21 protein-coding genes are annotated in these 24,443 nt (G+C 70.6%); 13 read left to right on the top strand and 8 right to left on the bottom strand.

Annotated features, from left to right (window positions below; all coding sequences use genetic code 11):
* Positions 1-146: 146 nt before the first annotated feature.
* Positions 147-2,855, bottom strand: coding sequence for a GMC family oxidoreductase (locus D3272_RS00105; protein ID WP_129217047.1), 2,709 nt, complete (start codon positions 2,853-2,855; stop codon positions 147-149).
* A gap of 455 nt (positions 2,856-3,310) precedes the next feature.
* On the opposite strand from D3272_RS00105, the gene D3272_RS00100 reads away from it, so the two are divergent.
* Positions 3,311-3,532 carry a DUF6894 family protein gene (locus D3272_RS00100; RefSeq protein ID WP_129217046.1) on the top strand — a complete coding sequence of 74 codons (222 nt, stop codon included), beginning with the start codon at positions 3,311-3,313 and terminating at the stop codon, positions 3,530-3,532.
* A 77-nt stretch (positions 3,533-3,609) separates the two neighbouring features.
* Here D3272_RS00100 and D3272_RS00095 read toward each other — a convergent pair whose 3' ends face one another.
* On the bottom strand, positions 3,610-3,924 hold the full coding sequence (locus D3272_RS00095; protein ID WP_129217045.1) for a hypothetical protein: 315 nt from the start codon (positions 3,922-3,924) through the stop codon (positions 3,610-3,612).
* Positions 3,925-4,408: 484 nt separating this feature from the next.
* Between D3272_RS00095 and D3272_RS00090 the strand changes: the two genes are divergently transcribed.
* The 3 genes from D3272_RS00090 (at position 4,409) to D3272_RS00080 (ending at position 8,148) form a co-directional block, all read left to right on the top strand.
* Entirely contained in the window at positions 4,409-5,134 is a 726-nt protein-coding gene (locus tag D3272_RS00090) for a hypothetical protein (RefSeq protein ID WP_129217044.1), read from the top strand.
* Positions 5,135-5,214: 80 nt separating this feature from the next.
* Positions 5,215-6,690, top strand: a complete 1,476-nt coding sequence (locus tag D3272_RS00085; RefSeq protein ID WP_129217043.1) for a mannose-1-phosphate guanylyltransferase/mannose-6-phosphate isomerase — start codon at positions 5,215-5,217, stop codon at positions 6,688-6,690.
* A 33-nt stretch (positions 6,691-6,723) separates the two neighbouring features.
* Positions 6,724-8,148 (top strand): hypothetical protein, encoded by a 1,425-nt coding sequence (locus tag D3272_RS00080; RefSeq protein ID WP_129217042.1) that lies wholly within the window; start codon positions 6,724-6,726, stop codon positions 8,146-8,148.
* A gap of 132 nt (positions 8,149-8,280) precedes the next feature.
* Here the strand turns inward: D3272_RS00080 and D3272_RS00075 are convergent, their stop codons facing one another.
* On the bottom strand, positions 8,281-9,378 hold the full coding sequence (locus D3272_RS00075) for a glycosyltransferase (protein ID WP_129217041.1): 1,098 nt from the start codon (positions 9,376-9,378) through the stop codon (positions 8,281-8,283).
* A gap of 296 nt (positions 9,379-9,674) precedes the next feature.
* On the opposite strand from D3272_RS00075, the gene D3272_RS00070 reads away from it, so the two are divergent.
* From D3272_RS00070 to D3272_RS00045, 6 genes are all read left to right on the top strand, one after another.
* Complete coding sequence (locus D3272_RS00070; RefSeq protein ID WP_245496294.1) at positions 9,675-10,367, top strand: sugar transferase; 693 nt, start codon at positions 9,675-9,677, stop codon at positions 10,365-10,367.
* Entirely contained in the window at positions 10,367-11,215 is an 849-nt protein-coding gene (locus D3272_RS00065; protein ID WP_129217040.1) for a hypothetical protein, read from the top strand. Before D3272_RS00070 ends, D3272_RS00065 begins: the two co-directional genes overlap by 1 nt.
* Positions 11,212-12,294, top strand: coding sequence for a glycosyltransferase family 4 protein (locus tag D3272_RS00060; RefSeq protein WP_245496293.1), 1,083 nt, complete (start codon positions 11,212-11,214; stop codon positions 12,292-12,294). The genes D3272_RS00065 and D3272_RS00060 overlap by 4 nt, the downstream gene beginning before the upstream one ends.
* A 62-nt stretch (positions 12,295-12,356) precedes the next feature.
* Complete coding sequence (locus tag D3272_RS00055; RefSeq protein WP_129217039.1) at positions 12,357-13,490, top strand: glycosyltransferase family 4 protein; 1,134 nt, start codon at positions 12,357-12,359, stop codon at positions 13,488-13,490.
* Between the two features lie 26 nt (positions 13,491-13,516).
* Positions 13,517-14,401: a glycosyltransferase family 2 protein gene (locus D3272_RS00050; protein WP_245496292.1), complete on the top strand. Its 885-nt coding sequence runs from the start codon at positions 13,517-13,519 to the stop codon at positions 14,399-14,401.
* Positions 14,398-16,131 carry a tyrosine-protein kinase domain-containing protein gene (locus tag D3272_RS00045; protein ID WP_129217037.1) on the top strand — a complete coding sequence of 578 codons (1,734 nt, stop codon included), beginning with the start codon at positions 14,398-14,400 and terminating at the stop codon, positions 16,129-16,131. The genes D3272_RS00050 and D3272_RS00045 overlap by 4 nt, the downstream gene beginning before the upstream one ends.
* 42 nt (positions 16,132-16,173) lie before the next feature.
* Here D3272_RS00045 and folD read toward each other — a convergent pair whose 3' ends face one another.
* The 5 genes from folD to D3272_RS00020 form a co-directional block, all read right to left on the bottom strand.
* Positions 16,174-17,061: a bifunctional methylenetetrahydrofolate dehydrogenase/methenyltetrahydrofolate cyclohydrolase FolD gene (gene folD, locus D3272_RS00040; RefSeq protein ID WP_129217036.1), complete on the bottom strand. Its 888-nt coding sequence runs from the start codon at positions 17,059-17,061 to the stop codon at positions 16,174-16,176.
* A 2-nt stretch (positions 17,062-17,063) separates the two neighbouring features.
* Entirely contained in the window at positions 17,064-17,963 is a 900-nt protein-coding gene (gene purU / locus D3272_RS00035; RefSeq protein ID WP_129217035.1) for a formyltetrahydrofolate deformylase, read from the bottom strand.
* Positions 17,964-18,141: 178 nt separating this feature from the next.
* Positions 18,142-18,348, bottom strand: coding sequence for a hypothetical protein (locus D3272_RS00030; RefSeq protein WP_129217034.1), 207 nt, complete (start codon positions 18,346-18,348; stop codon positions 18,142-18,144).
* A 117-nt stretch (positions 18,349-18,465) separates the two neighbouring features.
* Positions 18,466-19,215, bottom strand: coding sequence for a hypothetical protein (locus D3272_RS00025; protein ID WP_129217033.1), 750 nt, complete (start codon positions 19,213-19,215; stop codon positions 18,466-18,468).
* A 201-nt stretch (positions 19,216-19,416) separates the two neighbouring features.
* Positions 19,417-21,102, bottom strand: a complete 1,686-nt coding sequence (locus D3272_RS00020) for a sensor histidine kinase (RefSeq protein WP_129217032.1) — start codon at positions 21,100-21,102, stop codon at positions 19,417-19,419.
* A 398-nt stretch (positions 21,103-21,500) separates the two neighbouring features.
* Here D3272_RS00020 and D3272_RS00015 point away from each other — a divergent pair, with 398 nt between their 5' ends.
* From D3272_RS00015 to D3272_RS00005, 3 genes are all read left to right on the top strand, one after another.
* Complete coding sequence (locus tag D3272_RS00015) at positions 21,501-22,832, top strand: MFS transporter (RefSeq protein WP_129217031.1); 1,332 nt, start codon at positions 21,501-21,503, stop codon at positions 22,830-22,832.
* Between the two features lie 417 nt (positions 22,833-23,249).
* The gene (locus D3272_RS00010) at positions 23,250-23,756 is read left to right on the top strand and encodes a Panacea domain-containing protein (protein WP_129217030.1); all 507 of its coding nucleotides are present in this window, start codon (positions 23,250-23,252) and stop codon (positions 23,754-23,756) included.
* 10 nt (positions 23,757-23,766) lie between these two features.
* On the top strand, positions 23,767-24,443 hold a 677-nt coding region (locus tag D3272_RS00005), incomplete at its 3' end, for a hypothetical protein (protein ID WP_207210091.1).

The following is a 24,443-nucleotide window of genomic DNA, read 5'->3' as shown; positions in this document are numbered from 1 at the left end:
CCGCCGTCGGCGAACTCACTCCGGCTCAGGATCAAGAGCAGTTTCATCGGATCGGAGTCGAGAAATCGATCCCAACTCACATGCCGCTGATCTAGGCCGTGCCTGCGAAGGTTTCGTGACGAGATGCCGGGGCGATGCTGGCCCGCTCAGACGCCGCGCGTCGCCGCGCCGGACGACAGGTCCTCCGGCCGTGCCGGCGCCGCGCCGGTGGCGGCCCGCCCTTGGCGGGCGTCCTCGCGGATGGCGTCGAGCGCCAGCGCATAGGCGCGGGCCATGCCGTAGCGGTGGCGATAGCCGGCCGCCGCCAGCGCGTCCCCGGGGAAGCGCATGCGCCAGCCCGGGTTGCGCAGCGGCAGCGTGCGGAACCGCATGAAGTCGCGCAGCCAATCGGCCGGCCAGGGCACGGGCGGTACCTTGAAGCGCGGGTCGCCGCTCACCGCATAGGCCTTGCGCAGGAAGGCGGCGTGGGTGGGGTCCGGCACGTCCTCCTCCGACAGGTTGAAGGTTTCGATGCTGCCCGGGGCGCCCGTCCCGGCGAGGGCGCGCTCCATGGACCAGATGATGGCGTCGGCGACGTCGCCGACGTAGACGTGGTGGGCGTGCCGATGCGCCGCGAGCGTGCGCTTGACGCGGGTCCATTCCCGGATCTCGACGATCTGGGCGACGCTGACGACCACGGCGGGGCGCAGGATGACGTAGCGGACCGCCTTGGCCCGCGCGCGCAGCGCCACCTCGCCGCCGAGCTTGGTGCGGCCGTAGGCGCGCGTCTGGTCGACGGCCCAGTATTCGTTGCGGATGTCGCGGTCGTGGGTGAGGACGGGCGCCCCCTCGTGCATGACGCGGGTGCGGCCGCTGCCGTAGACGGCGATCGAACTCGTGTAGCAGAAGGCGCCGATCCCGGCCCGCTCGGCGGCGTCGGCGAGCCAGCCCGTGGCTTCGACGTTGGCGCGCTGCATGCGGGCCGGTTCGGCCATCTCGGCCGCGATATGCAGCACGGCCTGACAGCCGGCCACGAGGCCGTCGTAGTCGGTGTCGGTCTGGAGATCGAACCGCCGCCATTCCAGCGCCGCGCCCGGCGCCACCGGGGGAAGCTCGGCCCTGGAGGTGATGGCCCGCACCGCATAGCCGCGGGACAGCAGGTCCTCGACCACCACGTGGCCGATGCGGCCCGTGGCTCCGGTGACGAGCACCCGTGTCGCGGCTTCGCCCATGCGGGCCTCCGCCGCCACCCCCTGTCCCGCCCGTGCCGGGACCGCCGCCGTCGCCTTGATGCGGTCGGCGAGGCGGATCGCCAGGGCCACGATCATCTGGGTCGGGTTGCAATGGCTCAGCGTCGGAAAGACCGAGCTTCCGGCGAGGTAGAGGCCCGAAACGCCGTGCACCTCGCAGTGCGCGTCGACGACGCCCTTGGCGGGATCCGACGCCATGCGGGTCGTGCCGGAAGGATGGGCGACGTCCCTGAACTCCTCCGGATAACCCGCACCCTCGCGCACCCAGGGCGACAGGGTCGGCGCCGGCAGGCCCATGCGGGGGAGCTGCTCGGCCACGAGTTCCGCCAGGCGCCGCACGGTGCGGGCCTCCTCCGGGTGGACGCGCCAGTCGACCCGGGGCAGGCGCATGCCGAACCGGTCGTGCCGGTCCGACAGGGTGACGCGGCTGTCGCGGTCGGGGCGCTGGTCGCCCATGCAGTCGAGCGTCAGGGACTCGAGCTTGCGCGGCACGCCGCTGCGCTCGACGAAATAATCCTTGAAGCCGCGCAGGTACAGGCCGGCATTGGCCGCCACCGCCTTCGCGTCGGCGGGCAGCTCCGGCCTGCCGTCGAGGATGCGCTTCAGGGCGTTCCAGGGGTCGTCCGGCGCCACCACCTCGCCGAGCCAGGCGGCGCAGTTCAGCAGCCCTTCCTGGCGCTGGATCTCGGGGCTGAGCCTCAGGCCGGCGCGGAACAGGTGGCCGCGCAGGTTGTGGCGCCCGAAGCGTTTCTGCAGCGCGCCCGAGCCCGCGAGCGCGAAGGTGCCGACCGGGCCGCGCAGGTGATCCATGAAGTAGCGCCCGACCGTGTCGTGCCGGTTGCCGAGCCCCCCGGCCACGACCGTGTCGGAGGCGAGCAGGATGCGGGCATTCTCGATCCCGCCCGCGCAGACCACCACGGTCCGGGCCGCGAGCGACACGACGCGACCATCGGGCGCCGCGACCGCGACGGACCGGACGGCCCGGCCCGAATCGACCGGGTCGATGCGCAGCACCGTCGCGCCCGTCACCAGCGTGACGTTGGCCCCGACCCGCTCGGCGAGCTTGCGCCCGACCCGCATGTGCTCGAACGGGTAGGTTTCGTCCCGGTCGCGGCTGAACTGCCAGAAGAAGGGCAGCAGCACGTCGGGGTCCGGCACGCTGCGTGGCGATCGGCCGCCGGCCAGGGCCCAGAAGCGCTCGTCGCTGAAGCCGCTGCCGACCGCGAGCCCGAGATGGGGCGCCGACCGGTCGAGATAGGGGGCGAGGTCAGCGATGGAGAAGGGCCAGCCGGACTCCGGCACCCAGGACCTTGTCTCGAGATCGATGGCGTCGAAGGGCGCGCAGCGCCCGCCCCAGGTGTGGGACGTGCCCCCGAGGATCCGGTTGCGGACCGCCCATTGGTCGGCGAGGCGCGGATAGCCCACGTTCTCGACGTCGTTGAGCGCGTCGGCGTCGGGGTCGCGCAACGTGCCGCCGCTTTCGAGCAGCGTCACCCGCAGGGCCGTGCCGGACAACTCCCGCGCGATCGTGCTGCCGGCCGGCCCCGAGCCGATGATGCAGACGTCGCAGTCCTGGAGCGGGGCCGCGCCGTCGTTGTCCACCGCCCGCATATCGATAATCGGCATGCCACCCGCGCCCTGTAGCTTTCCGGAACACATCCGTCCCCAGCCGCATCGCCCTTCATACACGCGTGCGGGCGAGGCCTGGAAATTAATTCAACCAACAATTCTGATGCCGCGTAGACTAGCTTTCGCCGTCGTCCCACGGCTGCCCGGAGAGATGCTGTATAGTTACGCCCAGTGTCGCCGACTGCGCCATCCGCGTAGCTTTCGTGGTAAAAATCGAGGTCGGCGGGCAGTCCGCAGCTGTGGCGGTCGGAAAAACCGGGCGCGATCCAATCTATGATATTGCGCTGGTCCGCGCCGGACTTGCTTAGTAGCGCGCTTAACGTGGCGTGACGCGGATCCGGCAATCCGCGTGTGGGGCGCCCTGGCGAGACGGCCGCCGGCACCCATCCGAAGCGCGGGCACGGCCGGGCGGACGGGCGCAGGGGCCACGCAGACGATCGGAGGCGGCCTCGATGCCCCGTTTTTTCTTCGACGTGACCGATGGCCTGGCCGAGTTCAGGGACGAGGCCGGCATCGAACTCGCCCAGCACGAGATCGTCGGGGAGGTGCACAACCTGTTGCGCCTTCTCGCCCACGAGCGCCTGGCCGAAAGGCCGGTCGGCATCATCGTGACGGACGTCCGCAACGAGGCGGGCCGGATCGTCTTCCGGTCATCGACCCTCGGCTGGACCTGAACGGGCCGGCGGACCCCTCCGGCTCCCCCCGACGATGCCGTTCGGGCGCCCGCCGGGCACCCGGTGCCGCATCGCCGTCAGCGGGGCTCGTTGCCGGTGCGGAGCGGCCGGGCCGGATGGGCGGCGGGCTTGTCGCCGGCCGGGCTTCGGCCGAGCGTCAGGACGTGGCCGACCAGCGCCACGGCCGCGAGGCCGAGCCCGTAGCCGACCTGGCTCACGAACAGGATGGCGAGGGCCGAAAGGCCCGTGTGCAGGAAAGCGCCGCCGGTGACGATCGCCGAGGCGGCGCCGATGAGGATCGCGACGAGGACGGCACAGGCGAAAGCCAGGAAGGGAAGGGCCAGGGCCGCGGCGAAACCGGCGAGGAGAGCGCCTAGACAGAGAATGGCCATCGTCGCCTCCCGCACAGTCCGCCCGTCGACCCGAAGTCCGGGGCTGTGCCACTCCGGACCGGACCGCTCTGTCATCCACTGCCACGGGTTACGGTCGTCTTTCAGCGCGACGATTTTCCGTCCCCGTCACGCCTGTATATCATCGTCCCGACGTGGCCGAACAGGGCCGGCTCCCGTCTTTGTGAAGGCGGCGTGACGGCAGTCGCGCCGCGCCCGGGCCGCTTCCGCCGCCATCGCGTTGCCGCAGCGGCGCCGCAGGTCCGATGCGTGTCTGCGGTATTGGCATCGTTCTGGCATGTGCAGGCCGCGATCCAGGACGACATGCCGGAGCGTCGGCACTGTCTCTCCCTGGTACGGTCGGAGTTATCATCGAAGTTTTTCAATCACGCCCTCGCCCGCTGTCGAAGGGTGCGGAGGGTGGGCATGGCCCGGCACGGGCCGCACCCGTCCGACGTTGGTTTTGCGCAGAATCCTGGAGATGGCCGTGAGCCAGACCATGACGGCCGTCGCCGATGACGACATCGCCCGCATCGTTCTCGACACGGGCCGGCGGGGACGCGGCTGCCTGCCCGGCCTCATCGCCGCGCCGGACCTCGCCGCCATGCGGGCCTCCGTCGGCTCGGCGGTCGAGCGCTCGCAAGGCAGCCACGTCGGCTTCACGGGCCCGGACGCCGTCGCGGGATCCCGCCTCGACGCCCTCGCGGCCTCGCCGGACTTCCGGGACCTCATCCGGAGCATCTACGATCGCGGCACGGGGCGGCCCGCGCCGGCGGAGGATTTCCACCAGGTCCCGCGCTGCCTCGCGGGCAGCGGCATGGACCGGCACTCGCTGCGCTTCCACTGCGATTCCTCCGGGACGACGGCGCTGGTCCCGGTCGAGATCCCCGGCACCGGCCGCACGGGCGACCTCGTCATGCTGCCCAACATCCGCCGGAGCCGCGCCTCCTACTTCGCCGACCTCGTCGACAAGGTGCTGCTCGACAATGCCGCGACGCAACTCGCCCTGCGCGTGCTGCTGAAGTTGCGGTTGCTTCCATTGGTGCGTATCAAGCCGAGGCCCGGCGACATCTACTTCTTCTGGAGATATCGTTCGATCCATACCAACGAAGCCTGCGACCCCGACAAGGTGCGGGCGACGGCGCTGTTCCACGACGCCGACCCGCATGCCGCGAACCGCTGGAAGCGGAGTGCGGGGCGGGCGGCGGCCTGACCAGGGGTGCTCCGGGGGCTGCCCCGTCGCGCCGACCATCCTCCAACCCGACCGGCCCGGCCGCGACACAGGACACCGACATGAGCCCGAGCTTCGACACTCCCGCCGACCAGCGGCCCGGCCGGGCCACGCCCGACGGCGCCTCCGCCTCCTCAGCCATTGTCCCCGTCATCATGTGCGGCGGCTCGGGGACGCGCCTGTGGCCGGCGTCGCGCGAAAGCATGCCGAAGCAGTTCATCCCGCTGCTCGAGGACCTGTCGAACTTCCAGGTCACCGCCAAGCGATTCGCCGACCCGGCCTTCGCCAAGCCCCTGGTGCTGGCTTCGAGCGACGTGCGCTTCATCGCCGCCGAACAGCTCCAGGCCGTCGAGGTCGAGGCCGAGATCGTGCTCGAGCCGATGCGGCGCGACTCGGCCGCCGCCGTGGCGGTGGCGACCTGCCTGGCGCAGCGGCAGGGGCCCGAAACGGTGGCGCTGGTGGTGGCGGCCGACCACCTCATCGCCGACACCGAGGCCTTCGTGGCCGCCTGCCTGGCGGCGGCCGAGGGCGCCCGCGCCGGCCTCATTATGACGCTGGGCGTCGCCCCCACGGCGCCCGCCACCGGCTACGGCTACATTCAGCCCGGCGCCCCGGTGGGCGCCGCAGGGGCCCGGCGGGTCGAGCGCTTCGTCGAGAAGCCCGATGCCGAGACGGCGGCCCGCTACATCGAACAGGGCTACCTGTGGAACAGCGGCAACTTCCTGTTCCGCGCCGACGTGATGGCGGCCGAGCTGGCGCGCCACGCCCCGGACGTGCTGGCGGCGGCGCGCGCCGCCGTGGCGGCCGCCGCCTCCGACCTCGACTTCCTGCGCCTCGATGCCGACGCCTTCGCCAAGGCGCCCAAAATTTCCATCGACTATGCCGTGATGGAGTGCACGGAGGCGGCGGGCGTGCTGCCCGTGTCCTTCGCCTGGTCCGACATCGGCACCTGGGGCGCCATCTGGGAAGCTTCGGCGCAGGACCGGGACGGCAACGCCTTCAAGGGCAAGGTCGAGGCCGTGGCGACGCGCAACAGCCTCGTCCACAGCGACGGGGTGCTCACCACCGTGGTGGGGCTCGACGACGTCGTGGTGGTGTCGACCCCCGATGCCGTGCTGGTGGCGGCGCGCGAGCGCTCCGACAGCGTCAAGGACCTCGTGGCCAAGATGAAGGCGGGGCGCCGGGGCGAGGTGGACGAGCACCTGCGCATGTACCGGCCCTGGGGCTCCTACCAGCGGATCGACGCGGGCGCGCGCTTCCAGGTGAAGCGCATCACCGTCAAGCCCGGCCAGCGCCTGTCGCTGCAGAAGCACTTCCACCGCGCCGAGCATTGGGTGGTGGTGCGGGGCACCGCCGAGGTGACGATCGACGACCAGGTGATCCTGCGCCACGAGAACGAGGCCGCCTACCTGCCGATCGGCTCGGTCCATCGCCTCGCCAACCCCGGCAAGATCGACCTCGAGCTCATCGAGGTCCAGGTGGGCTCCTATACGGGGGAGGACGACATCGTCAGGTTCGAGGACGTGTATGGGCGCTGACGCTCCCCGGTCCCGCGCGCCGGAGCCCCGCCGGTGAGCGTCCCGGCCATCGGCCTCATCACCCTGGCGATCGGCCTCCTGGCCCTGTTCCGGGGTGCCGACATGGCGCTGCTGTGCTTCATGCCCATGGCGCTGCTCGGTTCGGCGGGAGCCGTGCTGCTCGGGGGGGCCGGCACGATCCAGCCGGCCCATCTCATGCTCGGCTTCGTGCTGCTGGCGGTCTTCGTCAAGCCGGCCCGTTTCGCCGTCCCGCTGCGCAGCGCCACCTTTCCGCGCGAAGGGTTCTGGCTCATCCTCGTCGTCGTCTACGGCGTCGTGGGGGCGATGCTGCTGCCGCGCGTCTTCGCGGGCACGACGGGCGTCAACGCGATCGGGGCGACCGACTATGGCCCCTCGGTGCTGCTGGTGCCGCTCGGCCCCACGTCGGGCAATATCACGCAGTCGGTCTACATCGTGGCCGACGGCCTGTGCTTCATGACGGTGCTGACCTACGGGTCGACGGCGCGCGGCTTCGCCGTCGTGGTGCGGGCGATCCTCGCCTATTGCATCGCCGACATCGTCTTCGCGGCCATCGACATGGCGACCTCCGCCACCAACACGGGCGACCTCCTGGGCTTCATCCGCAACGCCGACTACCAGCTCCACCTCGACGAGGTCACGGGCGGCATGAAGCGGATCGTCGGCTCCTTCACGGAAGCCTCCGCCTTCTCCTACGCGACCGTGGGCATCCTGGGCTTCACCGCGCGCCTATGGCTCGCCGGACGCTGGCCGCGGCTCACCGGCGGCATCAGCTTCCTGTCGCTCGGGCTCCTGGCCTTCTCGACCTCGTCCACCGCCTATGTGGCGACGCCCGGGCTCGCCGCCGTCGTCTATGCCGGCGCGGTGCTGCGCGTCATCCGCCGCGGCGCGGCGGCGCCGGTGAGCTTCGCCTTCCTGGCCCTCACCCCCGTCGCCCTCCTGGCCATCGTGGCGGCGATCGCGCTCAGCCCCTCGGCGTCGGCCACGATGTGGGACTTCATCTCGGTCACGCTGCTCGACAAGTCCACGAGCCAGTCGGGCATCGAGCGTGCCCAGTGGAACCTCACGGCCTGGCGCAATTTCCAGGACACTCTGGGGCTCGGCGGCGGCCTCGGCAGCATCCGGGCGTCGAGCTTCCCGCTCGCCGTGCTGTCGAACCTCGGCGTCGTGGGGGCGGTGGGCTTCGCGGGCTTCTTCGCGTCGGTCTTCTGGGCCGACCGCGGCGACGTTCCGCATTCGCTCGATGCCGACCTGAGGTCGGCCGCCCGCACCGCCTGCGCCGGCCTGCTGATCGGGGCCGCCGTGTCGGGCGCCCTGGTCGACCTCGGCCTGCCCTTCTACGTCTTCGCGGGCCTCGCCTGCGCGATGCCGCGGCCCGAGCGGGCGGAAGCCCGCATCCTCCCGCGGCCCGAGTCGGTCCCGGTGGCGCTCCGGGGCTGATGCCCGGCGCCCCGGTCGGGTCCCGTGGCGCTCCCTCGCGGGGTGGCGCCCCGGTCGGGTCCGGTGGCGCTCCCTCGCAGGGTGGCGCCGCCGTCAGTTCCGGTGGCGCTCCCTCGCGAAGTGGCGCCGCCGTCAGTTCCGGTGGCGCTCCAGGGCTGCATCGATGAAGCCGCGCATCTCGGTCATGAACCGTTCGGTGCCGAAACCGGCGGCATGGGCGACGGCGTCTTCGGGCCGGAGGTCCATCCGCTCGCAGCGGTCCACGGCTTCCAGCAGCGCCTCCACGGTCTGCTCCCGGAAGAAGGTGCCGGTCACCCCTTCCACGACGGTTTCGGTCGCCCCGCCCCGGCCGTAGGCCACCACGGGCCGTCCGCTCGCCATGGCTTCGAGCGGCACGATGCCGAAATCCTCCTCGCCGGGAAAGATCAGGGCGCGGCAATGGGCATAATGGTGGCGCAGGACGTCGAAGGGCTGTGAACCCATCATGGTGACGGTGGGGCCCGCCATGGCGCGGAGTTCCGCCAGCATCTCGCCCCCGCCGATCACCACCAGCCGGCGGCCCGTGCGGTTGAAGGCCTGGACGGCGAGTTCGGGCCGCTTGTAGCGCACGAGTTCGCCCACCATGAGATGGTAGTCCTCCAACTCATCGGTCGGCACGGCGGCGAAGGCGGCGGTGTCGACCGGAGGATGGATGACGGTCGAGTCGCGCCGGTAGTAGGTCCTCAGCCGCTGCGCCACCGTGCGGGAGTTGGCCACGAACTCGTGCACGCGGTTGGCCGACACCGCGTCCCAGTTCCGGATGTAGTGGGACAGCGGCGGCATCAGTATGCGTTTTAGCAGACCTGTCCTGTCGCGATAGTCATGGAACATATTCCAGACGTAGCGCATAGGAGAGTGGCAATAGCACACATGGACGGCGCCGGCCGGGGGGATGATTCCCTTGCTGGGGCCGGACTCACTGCTGATCACGAGGTCGTAGCCTCGAAGGTCCAGCTGCTCGAGCGCCATGGGCATGAGCGGGAGATAGGACTTGTAGCTGCGGGCCGGTCGTGGAAGCCGGGATATGAACGAGGTGGTCACCTTGTGGGACGCGATCGTTTCCGAAACGGCATCCCGCACGTAGACGTGAGTGAAGATGTCGGCCTCCGGATACATCCGGCACAAGGCCTCGATGACTTTTTCGCCGCCGCGCATCCCGACGAGCCAGTAGTGGATGATGGCGACCTTCATCGCGTTAACTCTTTCCTGTCCGTGCCAGAGTCGGTCAAGCTGCACATAGCTGTCGTCTTTCCCTTAGGGCTGCATCATACGCTACTGTCGCTTCTCTTAGCATCGTCTGCTCTGATATGGCACACGTGAATAATTTTTTGCCTCATTGCAGCCCACATGTGTCAAAGTTTACGAATTACTGCTGAAAATATGATTGTCTGACTTTATATTGGTTGATTTTCCCTTAACGTTGCGTCAAGTTCCGCCCGTGACGCCATGACGCTCATGCGTCGGGCTGTGATCGGAGTGTTCGCGTCGTGCCACGAAATCTGACCACCTCCCTGACGGTGACGTCGAAGTGGAGCAAGCTCCAGGTCGGAGCGCCTGCGACGGCCCGTGAGCCGTCTGAGCGCCTGAAGCGCTCGTTCGACGTGGCGGCTGCGGCCGCCATGTTCCTGATGTTCCTGCCGCTGTTCGGCCTCATCTGCTTCATCCTGCTCACCCAGGGCCGTCCCCTGATGATCCGTCACCGGCGGGTCGGCCGGGGCGGGGCCACCTTCCCCTGCCTCAAGTTCCGCACCATGGTGGTCGATTCGGACGCCGTGCTGCAGCGCCATCTCGCCAGCGATCCGGCGGCGCGCGAGGAGTGGGAAGCCAGCCGCAAGCTCAAGAACGACCCGCGCGTCACGGCCCTCGGCCGCGTTCTGCGCAAGACCAGCATCGACGAGCTGCCCCAGCTCCTCAACGTCCTTCGCGGCGAGATGAGCTTGGTCGGCCCGCGCCCGATCGTGCCCGCCGAGGTGATCCACTACGGCATCCACATCGAGCGTTACCACGAGGTTCGCCCGGGTCTCACCGGGGCCTGGCAGATCAGCGGCCGCAGCGACGTGAGCTACGAGCAGCGGGTCGCGCTGGACTGCGCCTACGTGGCGGAGCGGAGCTTCCGCCGCGACCTCGGCATCCTGGTGAAGACGGTGCCGGCCGTGCTGAAGTCCAAGGGCAGCTACTGATGTCGGCGCCCCGTCTCGCTCCCCCGCTGCCGCTCACAGGCCCGATCCCGGCCGCCGCGGCCCTCTGGGGCGACGGCTTTTCGGACGATGGTCTGCACGACCTTTGGGCGGTGCGGGACTGGGACGGCTGCTCCAGCGACGAATATATCCTGCTGTTCCCCCGCCTGATCCCGCGGGCGGGAGAGGTTCCGCCGGCTCTGCGGACCCATGTCGAGACCTGCGTGGCGGTCCGGGCCTGGCGCCTGTCCCGGCTCGAGGACCGTGGCGTGCCGACCTTCCGCTCGCGCCTGCCCGAGCTCGACGATGCGGGGCGGCGACACGCCGACTGGTTCGCCGACGACAATGCCGTGACGTGCCTGTTGCGGCGGGTCGGGCTGCTGCGCACCGCGCCCGAGCGCGTCGCGGCGGAGCGGGCCATCCTCCATGGCCTCGACGCCCTGCTGGCCGAGCTCCAGGCCGACCGCGTTCCGGCTTGGGACGAGGATGTCGGTCTGCTGCTGGCCTTCGGTGCCGGGATCCATCCCGCCTATCTTTGGCCCGAAGCCGCCGCCATGCCGGCACGCGGCGTCGCGGCGGGGTGGCTCGGCCATCTCGACCGCGGCCGGACCGCCCTCATGCCATTGGTGGTGGCCGAATACGTCCTCGACGCCTTCGGGGACGGGACGGCGGACCGGCAGCTGCTCGATTTGACCGGCGGCACCGCCAATCTCGCGACCCTGTTGCGCGCCGCGCGGCGCCGGGTCGCCGGCCACGACCCGGCGGTTCGGCTCTCGCCCGACACCACGACCCTCGCCGACTTCTTCGCCGGTCGCACGCGGCGTCCCTTGGCGCTCGGGCTCGAAACGTGAGCATCGCCGGGGCGACCGACGACGGCTTCGCCATCAACGGTCGGTTCTTCGGCCAGCCCACCACCGGTGTGCAGCGCTACGCCCGCGAGGTCGTGGGTGCCATCGACGGCCTCCTGTCGGCCGCAGGCCGGCACGGCACCGTGCTGGCGCCGCATGGAGGCGACATCCCGGCCATGCGGGCCATCGCCGTGCGGCGAGCCGGGCCGTCCGGCGGTCACCTGTGGGAACAGGCCGTGCTGCCGTCGCGCTGGCGCGGGCCGCTCCTCAATCTGTGCAACACCGCGCCCGTCGTCCGCAGCCACCAGGTGGTCTGCATGCACGATGCCAACGTGTTCCGCATGCCGGAAAGTTACGGGCGCAGCTTTCGCGCGCTCTACCGCACGCTTCAGCCCCTCCTGGCCCGCCGCTCGTCGCGCATCGCCACCGTGTCGCGCGATGCGGCGCGCCAGCTCGCCAGCCACCTGCCGATTCGGGCCGAGGACGTCGCCGTGCTGCCGAACGGCCACGAGCACGCCCTCCGCTGGAACGCCGCTGCCGCCACCGTCTTCGACGGCCGGCCCCAGGAGCGCCCTTTCGTGCTCCTGCTCGGGAGCCGCGCCCGCCACAAGAACGCGGGCCTGATTCTCGGCCTGGCCGGGGCGCTCGACGACCTCGGCCTCGACCTGCTGGTGGCGGGCGGCGGGGCCGGGATCTTCGCGGCCGACCGGCTCGGCGACGGGCCCAACGTGCGTTGGCTCGGCAAGGTGTCCGACGACGATCTGGCGCTGCTGTTCTCCCGCGCGCTGTGCCTCGCCTTCCCGTCCTTTACGGAAGGCTTCGGGCTGCCGATCCTCGAAGCCATGGCGCTGGGCTGTCCCGTCATCTCGTCGGACCGGGCCAGCATGCCGGAAGTGTGCGGCGACGCCGCCCTCATGGCCGCCCCGGACGACCCGGCGGCCTGGTTGGCCCATGTGGCGGCCTTGGCGTCGTCGGAGTCGTTGCGGGACGAACTTCGTGTCCGTGGCCGGCACCAGGCGGCGTTGTTTTCCTGGACGGCGACTGCCCGGGGCTATCTCGACCTCTTCGAGGCCGCCCGCTAATTCGCCGCGGTCCGAGGCGGCTCTCGGCCGCGGCGCCTCGCCAGGACCAAAGGAGGGATGAGTTGCGCGTACTGCACGTCCTCAATCACACGTACCGGCTCAACGGACACGTCCATGCTGCCGTCGATCTCGCCTGCGCGCAGGCGGCCCTCGGCCACGAGGTCGCGGTCTGCAGCGCCGGCGGCAGCTTCGACGCCCTGCTCGAGGCTCACGGCGTCGAGACGATCGTTCTCGACCAGGAGCGCCGGCCCGGCACGGCCCTGAAGGCCATCAGGGCCCTCATCGGCCATGTGCGCCGGCGGCGGTTCGACGTGGTCCACGCCCATATGATGACGAGCGCGCTCCTGGCCTGGCCGGCGTGCCGGCTGGCCGGCATCCCCCTCGTCACGACGGTCCACAACGAATTCCAGAAAAGCTCGATCCTCATGGGGATCGGCACCCGCGTGATCGCCGTGAGCGGCGCCGTCGGGCGCTCGATGGGGCGGCGCGGTGTTCCCGCGTCCCGCCTTCGGGTGGTGCTCAACGGCACCATCGGAGCGGCGCGGTTCGCGGGCGCGGACGCGACGCCGCGGCGCCTGGCGTCGCCCTCCGTCCTGTTCGTCGGGGGGCTGCATCCCCGCAAGGGCCTGTCGGACCTCGTCGCCGCCTTCGCCATCGTGCACCGGAGCAACCCGGCCGCGCACCTGACGATCGTCGGGGAGGGCCCGCACCGGGCCGATTACGAGGCCGCCGCGGCGGCGTCGGGCGCCGGGGCGGCCATCACCTTCACGGGTGCCCAGGAGAACCCGCGCGCCTACCTGCTCGGCGCCGACATCTTCGTGCTGCCGTCCCACGCCGACCCGGCGCCGCTCGTCCTGTCCGAGGCGCGCGAAGCGGGATGCGCCATCGTGGCGACCGATGTCGACGGCATTCCCGAACTGCTCGAGGGCGGCACCGCGGGCATTCTGGTGCCGCCGCACGATCCCGAACGTCTCGCGGCCGCCATCCTGTCGCTTGTCGAAGATCCGGCAGTCCTTGCGACATGGCGTCGCAACAGCCAATACAACATCGACCACATGAAGATCGAACGCGTAGCTCACGATACGCTCGCCATCTACGCCGAATGCTGCGGCGCGCGCGGACGTGAGGCGGGCAGGGTGCCGACGCGGCACTCTGGCGACGTCGCCATGCGGCATCCCGCAAAAGGGGAGGTTTGACCATGAATCCGGACCGATCCCGCCCGATGCCCGAACCCGTCAGTGCCAACGTCTGCCTCGTCTACGCCACGCTGGGGCGCGCTGAGGTGCTGTCGCGCACCTACGACGCCGTGGCGCGCCAGACCCTGGCGCCGTCATCCATCATCGTATCGACCCCCACGGCGGCCGATGCCGGGCGCCTGGCCGATGCGCCGGGCGTGACCTTGCTGCTCGGTCCCGCCGGCTCGGCACACCAGCGCAACCGCGCCCTGCGGAACCTGCCGGAGGGGACCGAATTCATCGTCTTCTTCGATGACGACTTCGTGCCCCACCCGCGCTGGATCGAGGAGGCGGTCGCCGTGTTCCGCAGCCGGCCGGAGGTCGGGGCCGTCACCGGCAATGTGCTCGTCGACGGCATCAAGGGGCCGGGCCTGTCCGTGGACGAGGCCATGGCGCTCGTCGAGGCTCCGGTGCCGGGCGACATCGACTGGGTGGAGGAGCCCTACAGCCCCTACGGCTGCAACATGGCGTTCCGGGTCGATATGGTCGGCGATCTCGTCTTCGACGAGCGGCTGGTGCTCTACGGCTGGCTCGAGGACCGCGACTTCGGCGCCGCCCTGGCGCGGCGCGGCGCCAAGCTCGTCAAGGCCGGGCGTGCCCTCGGCGTCCACATGGGCGTCAAGCGCGGCCGCGTGTCGGGCGTGAAGCTCGGCTATTCCCAGATCGTCAACCCCGTCTACCTCAATCGAAAGGGCACGATGCGGGTGCATCAGGTCGTCGACCACATCTTCCGCAACATGGCCAGCAACCTCGCCAAGAGCGCCAGCCCGGAGCCCTACATCGACCGGCTCGGGCGTCTGCAGGGCAATGTCGTCGGGATGTTCGACGTGCTGCGCGGGCGGCTGACGCCCGAGAAGGCGGCCCGGCTATGAACCGCCAGCAGCTCCCCACCGACGATTGGGCCCGTCCCCTCCAGGCCGCGGCGCCCGCCGACGCACCCCACCGCATGGACGAGCCGCCGCTCACGACGCTGGGCGACATGGTGGCGACGGTGTGGCAGCACCGTCGCCCCCTCGGCATCTGGCTCGCCGCCTGCCTGGCGGTGGCGGCATGGTACCTCCACGTCACCCCGCCCGAGTTCAGCGCCTCCGCCACCGTGATCCTGGAGGCGCGCCGCCAAAGCGCCTCTGCCCAGGACGGTGCCGCCACCTCCTATCCGCCGACGCTGGACAGCGCCCAGGCCGAAAGCCAGATCCAGGTCATCAAGTCGGAGCGCATCCTCGCCAACGTCTTCGACGTGCTCGACATGCGCAACGCCCCCGAGTTCGCGCCGCGCGGCCCGAGCCTCCGGGAACGGCTGATGATGGAACTCGGGCTGTCGGCGAAGCCGGACGTGGTCGGGCCCGACCAAGCCGAAGCCGACGCCCGTGCCCGTGCCTTCCAGGCCTTCTCGGATCGGGTCGGCGTCCGCCGCGTGGGCCAGTCCTACGTGCTCGAAGTGTCGTACCGGGCCGATACCGCCGCCCAGGCGGCCCGCATCGCCAATGCGGTGACGTCGGCCTACATCCTGTCGCAGATCGACCAGAAGGCCGCGGCCGCCCACAACGGCGCCGAGTACCTGCAGGGTCGCATCTCGGACATCAAGACCGAGCAGGAGGCGGCGCTCGACGGCGTTCGCCAGGGCCGTATTCCCACCGTCCAGTTCCCCGACGCGGATGCGCGGGTGATCGGTGCCGCGCTGCGCCCGCTCAGCAAGGCTTCACCCCAGACGGCGCTCGTCGTCGCCTTCGCGCTCAGCTTCGGCCTGCTCACGGGGCTGCTCGTCGTCGCGGTGCGCCACGCCCTCGACCGGACCCTGAAGACCCGGGCGCAGATCCGCCACGCGCTCGGCGTCGAATGCCTCGGCATCCTGCCGGACGTGGGCCGCACCCGGGAGATGCGCGGCGCGCGGCGGCCCGGCGCCCTCACCCGCGCCGTGATGACGGACCCGGAATCCCGCTTCGCCCAATCGGTCCGGGCGACGCGGACGGCCGTGCTCCTGTCGACGCCGGGGCGCGAAGGCCGGGCCATCGGCCTCGTCTCCTGGTCGCACGGCGAGGGCCGCACCACGCTGAGCAGCAACCTCGCCCACCTCATGTCGGTGTCGGGCACGCCGGTCGAACTCATCGACGGCGACCTGCGCAACCCGACGCTGACCAACCTGCTGGCACCGCGCAGCGCCTCCGGCCTCAACGAGGCGCTGCTCGACCACGACGGCATGACCCGGCTGTCGACCGTGCGCCTGTCCGAATCGCTCGGCTTCGTCCCCGCGGTGGCGTCGGGCCGCATCAGCGAGCCCAACCTCTACCTCGGTTCGCCCGAGATGGTGGCGCTGCTGTCCCGCCTGACCACGGCCCGCGACGTGGTGGTCGACCTGCCGCCGCTCGGCACCTCCTGCGATGCCCTGGCGCTGAGCCCCGTGCTCGACGGCGTGGTGCTGGTGGTGGAGGCGGGCCGCACCACCGTCGAGGAGGCGTTGGACGCCCTCCGGGTGTTGCGGACCGCGCAGGCCAAGGTGCTCGGCGTCGTGTTGAACCGCGCCCGACCCGCCGGCAGCCGTCCGCGCCGGCGCAAGAACGCCCCGGCCCGTCTCGGCAACTCCGTGGTGTCGGCGGAAGTCTGACGCGATCGGTGGCCGCACCCGCGGCGGGTCGTGGCCCCGGCGTCAGGTGCGGTCCGCGGCCCGGGTCGCCGCCACCAATGTGTTCTCCATCAGCATCGCGATGGTCATGGGCCCGACGCCGCCCGGCACCGGCGTGACGGCCGCCGCCGTCGCCGCCACGGCGGCGAGATCGACGTCGCCCACGAGGCGGGTCTTGCCCTCGCCCTTGTCGGGCGCCGCGACCCGGTTGATGCCGACGTCGATCACGACGGCGCCGGGCTTGACCCAGTCCCCCTTCACCATCTCGGGCCGGCCCACCGCCGCCACCAGGATGTCGGCGCTCCGGCACAGGCCGGGCAGGTCGGCGGTGCGGGAATGCGCCACCGTCACGGTGCAGTCGGCGGCGAGCAGCAGCGCCGCCACGGGCTTGCCGACGAGGTTGGAGCGGCCGATGACCACCGCGTGCCGGCCGGCGAGGTCAGGCACGGCCGAGCGGATCAGCACCATGGCGCCGGCCGGCGTGCAGGGCACGAAGGCGCGGCCGAAGTCGCCGAGCGCCACCCGGCCGGCATTGACCTCGTTCAGCCCGTCGACGTCCTTCTCGGGCGCGATGGTGCGGATGACCGGCAGGGGATCGAGCGGCTTCGGCAGGGGCAGCTGCAGCAGGATGCCGTGGATGGTCGGGTCGGCGTTGAGGGACGCGACCAGCGCCAGCAGGTCGGCCTCGGCCGTGTCGGCGGGCAGGCGATGCGTGACGGACTTGAAGCCGCAGCTTTCCGCCATGCGCCCCTTCGACGCCACGTAGACCTGGCTGGCGGCATCCTCGCCGACGATCACCACGGCGAGGCCGGGCCTGATGCCGGAGCGGGCCACGAGCGCCGCCGCCCCGGCCTTGACGCCCTCGATGACGGCCGCCGCCGCCAGCTTGCCGTCGATCACCGTCGCCGCCATGGTCAGAACACCACCGTCTTGTGGCCGTTGAGCAGCACGCGCCGCTCGAGGTGCAGCTTGACGCCGCGCGCCAGCACGCGCGCCTCGACGTCGCGGCCCACCGCCACGAGGTCGTCGGCCGAGAGCGCGTGGGTCACGCGTTCGGTTTCCTGCTCGATGATCGGACCCTCGTCGAGGTCCGGCGTGACGTAATGGGCGGTGGCGCCGATCAGCTTGACGCCGCGCTCGTGCGCCTGGTGGTAGGGCTTGGCGCCCTTGAACGACGGCAGGAACGAGTGGTGGATGTTGATGGCGTGGCCCTGCAGCGCCGTCGACAGCCCGTTCGACAGGACCTGCATGTAGCGCGCCAGCACGACGAGGTCGGCGCCGCTGTCCCGATAAAGCTCGAGCAGCCTGGCTTCCTGTTCGGGCTTGGTGTCGCGCGTGACGGGCAGGTGGTGGAAGGGCAGGCGATGCTGCTCGGCGATGGTTCGGGCGTCCTCGTGGTTCGACACGATGCCCCGCACCTCGGCCCGCAGCCAGCCGACGCGGATCTGGTAGAGCAGGTTCAGCAGGCAATGGTCGAACCGCGACACCAGCACCAGGATGCCGGGCACCCGGTCGCCGTCCGTCAGGCTGAACGTCATGCCGAAGCCGTCGATGGCGCTCCTCAGCGCCCCGTGGATGACGGCGTGGTTCACCTCGCGCGGCGTGGTGAACAGGATCCGCATGAAGAACCGGTCGGTCGAGCGGTCCCAGTACTGGGCGCTTTCCGCGATGTTGCCGCCGACCGCCGCGATGGAGGTGGTGACGCGCGCCACGATGCCGGGGCGGTCGGTGCAGGACAGGTTGAGGATGTGGGTCCGGTCCGGCGCGGCGGCTTCGCCCGGCGCCGTCGAGGTCGTGGTGTCGGCCGCGGTCATGCGTTGCGTCGCCCCCTGGGTGGTCCGTCCTGTCCTGCTTCAAACCGCGGCGCGGGGCAATGGATGGCATGGGCCGGACGCGAAAAAGCCCGGCACGGGGCCGGGCTGGGTCGCTGATGGCCGATGATGGCCGATGATGGCCGATGATGCAGGCGGGCTGCTCGCCGCCGCCCATCCGTCACTCGGCGGCGGTGAGGCCGCGCGGCGTCTCGGTCTCGAAATGGCCGCACCAGTCCTTCTCGGACACGACGGGCCACAGGCCGTGGGCGTCGGGGGCGGGCTGCGACACGGGCGGGTTGAACCGGCACAGCCCGTCATGGGCGGCCTGTTCGGCGCGGGCGTGGTCGAAGAAGGCGCAGGCGCCGCAGGATGCCGACTGGTTCATGGTGCTGTTCTCCGCGCAGGGCCGGCATGACCGGCCTTCCACAGATTGGAACGGTTCAAGTTTGAAATGGTTCCAGACTGCAGGTCGGATCGAGACCGGGCCGCCGCCGGCGCTGCCTCAGGACGCAGCCGAGGCGTCCTCGACGCGGCGCAGCTCGATGTAGATCGCCGTGGTGCCCACCGCCCCTCCCAGCGTCACGGCGGCGGAGGCGGCGGCCGATGCGAGCGTCAGGAGGCCGGACCCCGATCCGCTCGCCCACAGGCCGGACAGGAGGAGGCCGGCGCCGAGGGTGAAGGACAGGCCGGTGGCGACGGCATAGATGGCGCACAATCCGAAAATGGGCCAGCGATGGCCCGCCGTGATGCGCCGGCTTCGCCCGAAGGCCGCGAACATCCCGGGCCGCTCCGCCATGTAGGCCGGTGCCGCGACGATCCAGGCGCAGACCAGCATGATGCCCGGCACGACGAGCAGGAGGGAGGCGAGGCCGATGCCGAGGGCGCCGAGGAGGGCGATGCCGAGCAGGGGCGGGTAGAGCTGCAGCGCCGCCAGCAGGGCCGCCTTGGCGTCCGGGCGTTCGCCCCGCATCTCGGCGAAGGCCGTGGCGAAGACGAAGCCGTTGAACAGGATCTGGGTCAGGAAGAGCAGGACGCCCCCGCCGTTGGACGACGACACGTGGAAGGAGCCCGTGACGGTGCCGTCGGCTCCGTCGAGGGACGCCTCGCCGCCCGTGCCGCCGAGCGACGTCAGGAGGGTCGGCAGGGCCACCAGCAGGGCGGCCGCGGTCGCCAGCCTGGCGCCGTGGCGATCCAGCAGGGCGCAGCTCCGCCACAGGACATTGCCGACCGTGAAGCCTTGGTGGGCCGCCATGCGCTCGTCCCCGTCCCGGCGGGCTCGCCGGCCCTCCGGGCGGCAGTTTCGCCCGGCACCGCCCCTGTGTGGGGGAGGCCGCACGGGTCGTCAACCGGACGGGTGGCCAAGCGGCCGGCCCGGCAGGCCAGGGCTCCGCGTGCAGGTCGAGGCGGAACCGTCGGGAGCGGCACCGTCGACGTCGTTCGGAGCCCCGCGACGTCAGGCGGCCGGCCGCGTTTCCTCCAGGGCGTCCTGCCGCTCGGCGATCGGGAACAGCAGCGTGAAGGTCGTGCCGGTGCCGACGTCGCTCGCCACCGTCACGTCGCCCCCGATGCGGCGCATGAAGCCGTAGACCTGGGCGAGCCCGAGGCCGGTGCCGATGTCGGCCTTGGTGGTGAAGAAGGGCTCGAAGATGCGCCGGATGTCCTGCGGGGCGATGCCCGAGCCGGTGTCGGACACCACGAGGGCGACGCCCCGCGCCCCGTCCATCCGGGTCGCGATCGTCACGCGGCCGCCCTCCGGCATGGCCTGGCGGGCGTTGACGACGAGGTTCATCAGCGCGGCGTCGAACTGGGTCTGGTCCGCCTTGCACAGCGGCAGCCCCTCGGCCTTGTCGATCACCAGCGTGACGCCGGGGCCGGCGGCGTGGCGCAGCACCTCGGCGACGCCGTCGAGCAGGGCGTCGAGGCTGGCGGGCGCCACCACCATCTCGTTGCGCTTGGAGAAGGCGAGCAGCTGGGTGATGAGCCGCGCCCCGCGCTCCACCGCCTCCTCGGCGGCGCGCAGCACGGCCTCGTCGGGGCCGCGCTTGCGCACGAGCCGCAGCGTGGAGGTCATCACGGCGAGCAGGTTGCGGAAGTCGTGCGACACGCTGGCGGTCATCTGCCCCAGCGCTTCCAGCTTCTGCATGGTGATGGCGCGGTTGCGGGCGAGGCGGCGCTCGGCGAGGCGGCGCGTCGCCAGCGTCGCCAGCGCCGCCGCCATGACGGCCATGGCGGCGAGCGCCGCCAGCGTGGGGCCGGCGACCCGCCACCAGCGGAGCCGGAGGTCGGCGAGGTCGATCCCCACCGCCACCACCAGCGGATAGGCGCCGGCGCGGTGGAAGGCGACGAGCCGCTGGTCGGCCTCGGCGCCGGGCGAGCGGAAGTTGCCCAGCGTGGAGGCGAGGTCGAACGTCGGGGCCCAGGCCAGGGCCGGCACGGCGGCGGCCGGCACGTCGTCGCTGGTGGAGGCCAGCAGGATGGAGCCGTTGTCCTGGTAGAGGTCGACGGAGCCGCGCCGGCCGAGGTCGAGGTTGCGGTAGAAGTCGCTGAAGTAGCGCGGCTCGACGCTGGCCACGATCATGCCGTCGAAGCTCCCGCCCGGGCCGGTGAGGCGCCGCATGACCGGGATGGCGCTGAGCTGGCCGGGCCGCTCGAAGATGGGCTGGCCGATCAGGAACTTCAGCCCCGGGTCGCGGGCGAAGGCGGCGAAATACTGCTTGGCGACGGCTTCCGGCACCACGTCGCGCACCGGCCCGGAGGCCTGGGTGAGGCGGCCCGCCGCATCCACCACGTAGAGCGCGTGGATGAAGTCGAGCTCCGACACCCGCTGGGCCAGCAGCTTGCAGAAGGCGGGCGCCTGGTCGGCCAGCGGCGCGGCCTCGAAGACGGGCTCGAGCCCCGCCAGCGTGAGGTCCACGGCCTGGAAGGTGCGGGTCGTCTGCTCGGCGAGCAGGAAGGCGAGCGTGCCGGAGCGCTGCTGGGCGTCCTTGTAGAGGCTCGACCAATAGCCCCAGAGCACGCCCCCCACGGTCAGCGCCAGCAGCAGCAGCAGGGCCGCGGTGGCGCGGTGGACGAAGCTGCGCGAGCCCGCCCTCAGGGCCTGGACGATGGCGGTGGTTCGGTCCCGCAGGCGGATCTTCATGGCGTCAACACGCCCGTGGCCAGGACCGGCCACCCGGCGAGCTTATGGGGGCAGGGCGCACCGTTCCACCTCATTCTGCAACCGCGGGGCCGCTTCGGCCCGCCGGGACGCGCGGCGCTCCAGTGGGGGTGCCGCATCCACGATGCCGTGTCCATGGCGCCGCGTCCAGGACGCCGCATGATTGACGCCCCACGGTGGCCGATCTTGGGCGTTGCCGTGTCGGGCCGGGCGACGTCCCGCCATCGCGGCGGGCGCTGGACCGCGGGCGGCGACGGCGTGACAATGCCGGAGGGAGGACGGGCCACACCCGCACGATGGTTGGGATCGCGCGGCGCCGACGCCGCCCGCCCCCGCCCGCCCGTCGCGGCCCCGCCCCGCCCCGGAGGAGGATTCCAACGATGACCGACGCCGCCCGGCATGAGCCGCGGAACGCCGCCCTCGAGGCCGTCACCCGCAAGGTGACGTGGCGCATCCTGCCGTTCCTGATGCTGTGCTACTTCGTGGCCTTCGTCGACCGCGTCAACGCCGGCTTCGCGGCGCTGCAGATGAACCACGACGTCGGCCTGTCGCCCTCGGCCTTCGGGCTCGGCGGCGGCCTCTTCTACATCAGCTACGTGCTCTGCGAGGTGCCCAGCAACCTCGCCATGGAGAAGGTGGGGGCCCGGCTGTGGATCGCCCGCATCATGATCTCCTGGGGGCTGGTGTCGGGGTTGATGGCGGCCGTGGTGGGGCCGAACTCCTTCTACGCCGTGCGGCTGCTGCTCGGCGCCGCCGAGGCCGGCTTCTTCCCCGGCGTCATCCTCTACCTCACCTACTGGTTCCCGGCCGAGACGCGCGGGCGCATCGTCGCGGTCTTCATGGTGGCGATCCCCATCTCGTCCTTCCTGGGCTCGCCGCTGTCGGCGGCGCTGCTCGGCACGGACGGCTGGCTGGGCCTGCACGGCTGGCAGTGGCTGTTCATCCTCGAAGCCGTGCCGGCCGTGCTGCTCGGCCTCGTGTCGCTGGTCGTCCTGCCGGACGGCCCGCGCGACGCCGCCTGGCTGTCGCCCGCCGAGCGCGACCTCCTGGAATCGCGCCTCGCCCAGGGCAACGGGCGGCCGAAGCCGGCCGGCCGCCACCTCTCGGTGTGGCGCACCCTGGCGAACCCCTACGTGCTGGCGGCCTCGCTGATCTACGCCGGCGCCTCCGGCGCCAGCCAGTGCCTGTCGCTCTGGCAGCCGCAGATCATCAAGTCCTTCGGGCTCTCGGTGGCGGCCACGGGCTGGCTCAACGCCCTGCCGTTCGGCATCGCCTCGGTGCTGATGATCCTGTGGGGCGGCAACTCGGACCGGACGCGCGAGCGCGTGTGGCACACGGCCGTGCCGCTGGCGCTGCTGGCGGCCAGCCTCTGCGCCGCCCTGCTCACCGGCGCGCTGCTGCCCACCATGGTGCTGCTCTGCATCGCGGTGACGGCCACCTACATCGTCAAGGGCCCGTTCTGGGCGCTGTCGACCGAATGGCTGGCGGCGGGCTCGGCGGCGGCCGGCATCGCCCAGATCAACGCCATGGGCAATGTCGGGGGATTTTTGGGGACGACCCTGCTCGGGGCCATCAAGGAGGCGACGGGGTCCTACGCGATGGGGCTGATGCCGATCGCGGCGCTGTCGGTGGCGGGGTGCGGGGTGGTGCTGGCGTTGGGGCGGGGGACGCGGGGGAGAGCCGGGACGGAGGTGGGGGCAGGGGGGCGGTGAGGGGAGGGGCGAGGAGTAGATCTCCGAACAGGTGGCGGGCTAAGGCCCCCGACGCTCCATTGCGCTCGGCCCAAAACACGGTGACAATGATGATGTATCTGTCGCGCGCATGGCCGGTGACCCGCAGCACGCTTGCCTTCGTGCGTAGTCCCGTAGCCAGTATGGCGGCGAGTAACAACACTTGCGCTTGCAGCTAGGAGCGCTGGACGAAGAGCGGCGCGAAGGTGATGACCAGAGTGACGAAGCGGGCGGAAAAAATTGGCATGGGCGAGGAAGCAGTCAGCCTTCTTGCTTTGTCCACCAAATTCAATCCGACCGCCGATTGGCTAAAGTCGAGCTAAATCAGAGCCAGCGCCATGCCGACCGTTGCCGGCGGCCGCCAAACGAGCAAAAATAGCTTGTGGAACAGAGAGCATTATGACGACGGCTCAAGACGGTCGCGCGGTTGCGAACTTCATCCTCGACTATTGCGATGGGCGAGGTAGGAAAGTCACCAACCTCTCTCTGCAGAAGATCATCTATTTCTGCCATGTCTGGTCGTTGATCGAGCTTAACGGGCCGCTGGTGCGGCACAAATTCGAGGCCTGGGAGTTCGGGCCGGTCCTTCCCTACCTGTACCGCGCTTTTCGCAACTACGATCGCGCGCCGATTCTGGGCCGCGCGACCTACATCGACCCTGTCGATGGCGTACAGCGAGTTGCCGAGTATGAATTCAATTTTGAGATAGAGTCGCTGCTGCGGGAAACCGTTGAGTTCTACAGCCGCCTGCGTGCAGGCGATCTCGTAGAACTCAGTCACGTTGAGGGCGGGCCATGGCACTCGGTCTGGAATCATATGGGGAATGTCAACCCCGGCATGATGATTGATGACACGCGCATCCTAAAGTTCTATTCTAAAGTACGAGCACCCTTCGCGATCCAATGACGAGCTTTGCATGGCAGAACTCCGCGTTCCTTCGGTACAGCATCTCGCTCGCAACTGGCGGGACGAGCCGGCGGCAATTGCCCGGCTGCTGGTGCGGCTTGCTCTGAACCCTCCCCGCTTCAACTACAACCCGCTCCTTCTCGCAGTCCGTGATTTGCTGGTGCTTCAAGTGCCCTACGAGCAGGTTGCGGAGGGGATCAGGCGCGCCGTCAAGCGCGAGCAGGTCCGCAATAATCTTCTTAGCGTCTTGCCGCTGATCCGGGATCATTTTTCGGGTTTGTCCACGGATTTCTACCAGGTGGTGGATAGACGATACTACCCGGTCGGGCGCGGGCTCATGGTGCCATTCGATCCGCCGATGATCTATGGGATCGGCGGGCAAATTTATTTCCCCTGGTTCAGCTTCTGGCGGCAGAATCCCCTCGCACGCGAGCGCCTTTCGCTGTTCGTAACGCTCGTCGACGAAGTGTTAATGCAAGACCCCGATCTCGAAGCTGCGCGCTTCGAGATACTCGATTTCAGCTGCACCGGGCCGAAGCAGCCGCGGACTCTGACGGTGCTGGATGCGCGCGACATCCCACGCCTGGGTTCGGAGCGCAAAACCGCGATGCTAGCAGCCTGTCGGAGTGGGGTCGACGGTGATGCGTTTGCGGTGGGCTGCGCGCTGGTTTTAGATGATCGGGTCTG

Source organism: Lichenibacterium ramalinae (genome assembly GCF_004137085.1).
GTDB classification, from domain to species: Bacteria; Pseudomonadota; Alphaproteobacteria; order Rhizobiales; family Beijerinckiaceae; genus Lichenihabitans; species Lichenihabitans ramalinae.
Note: the sequence above shows the minus strand (reverse complement) of the source record. Positions and strands in the feature narration are given on the sequence as shown.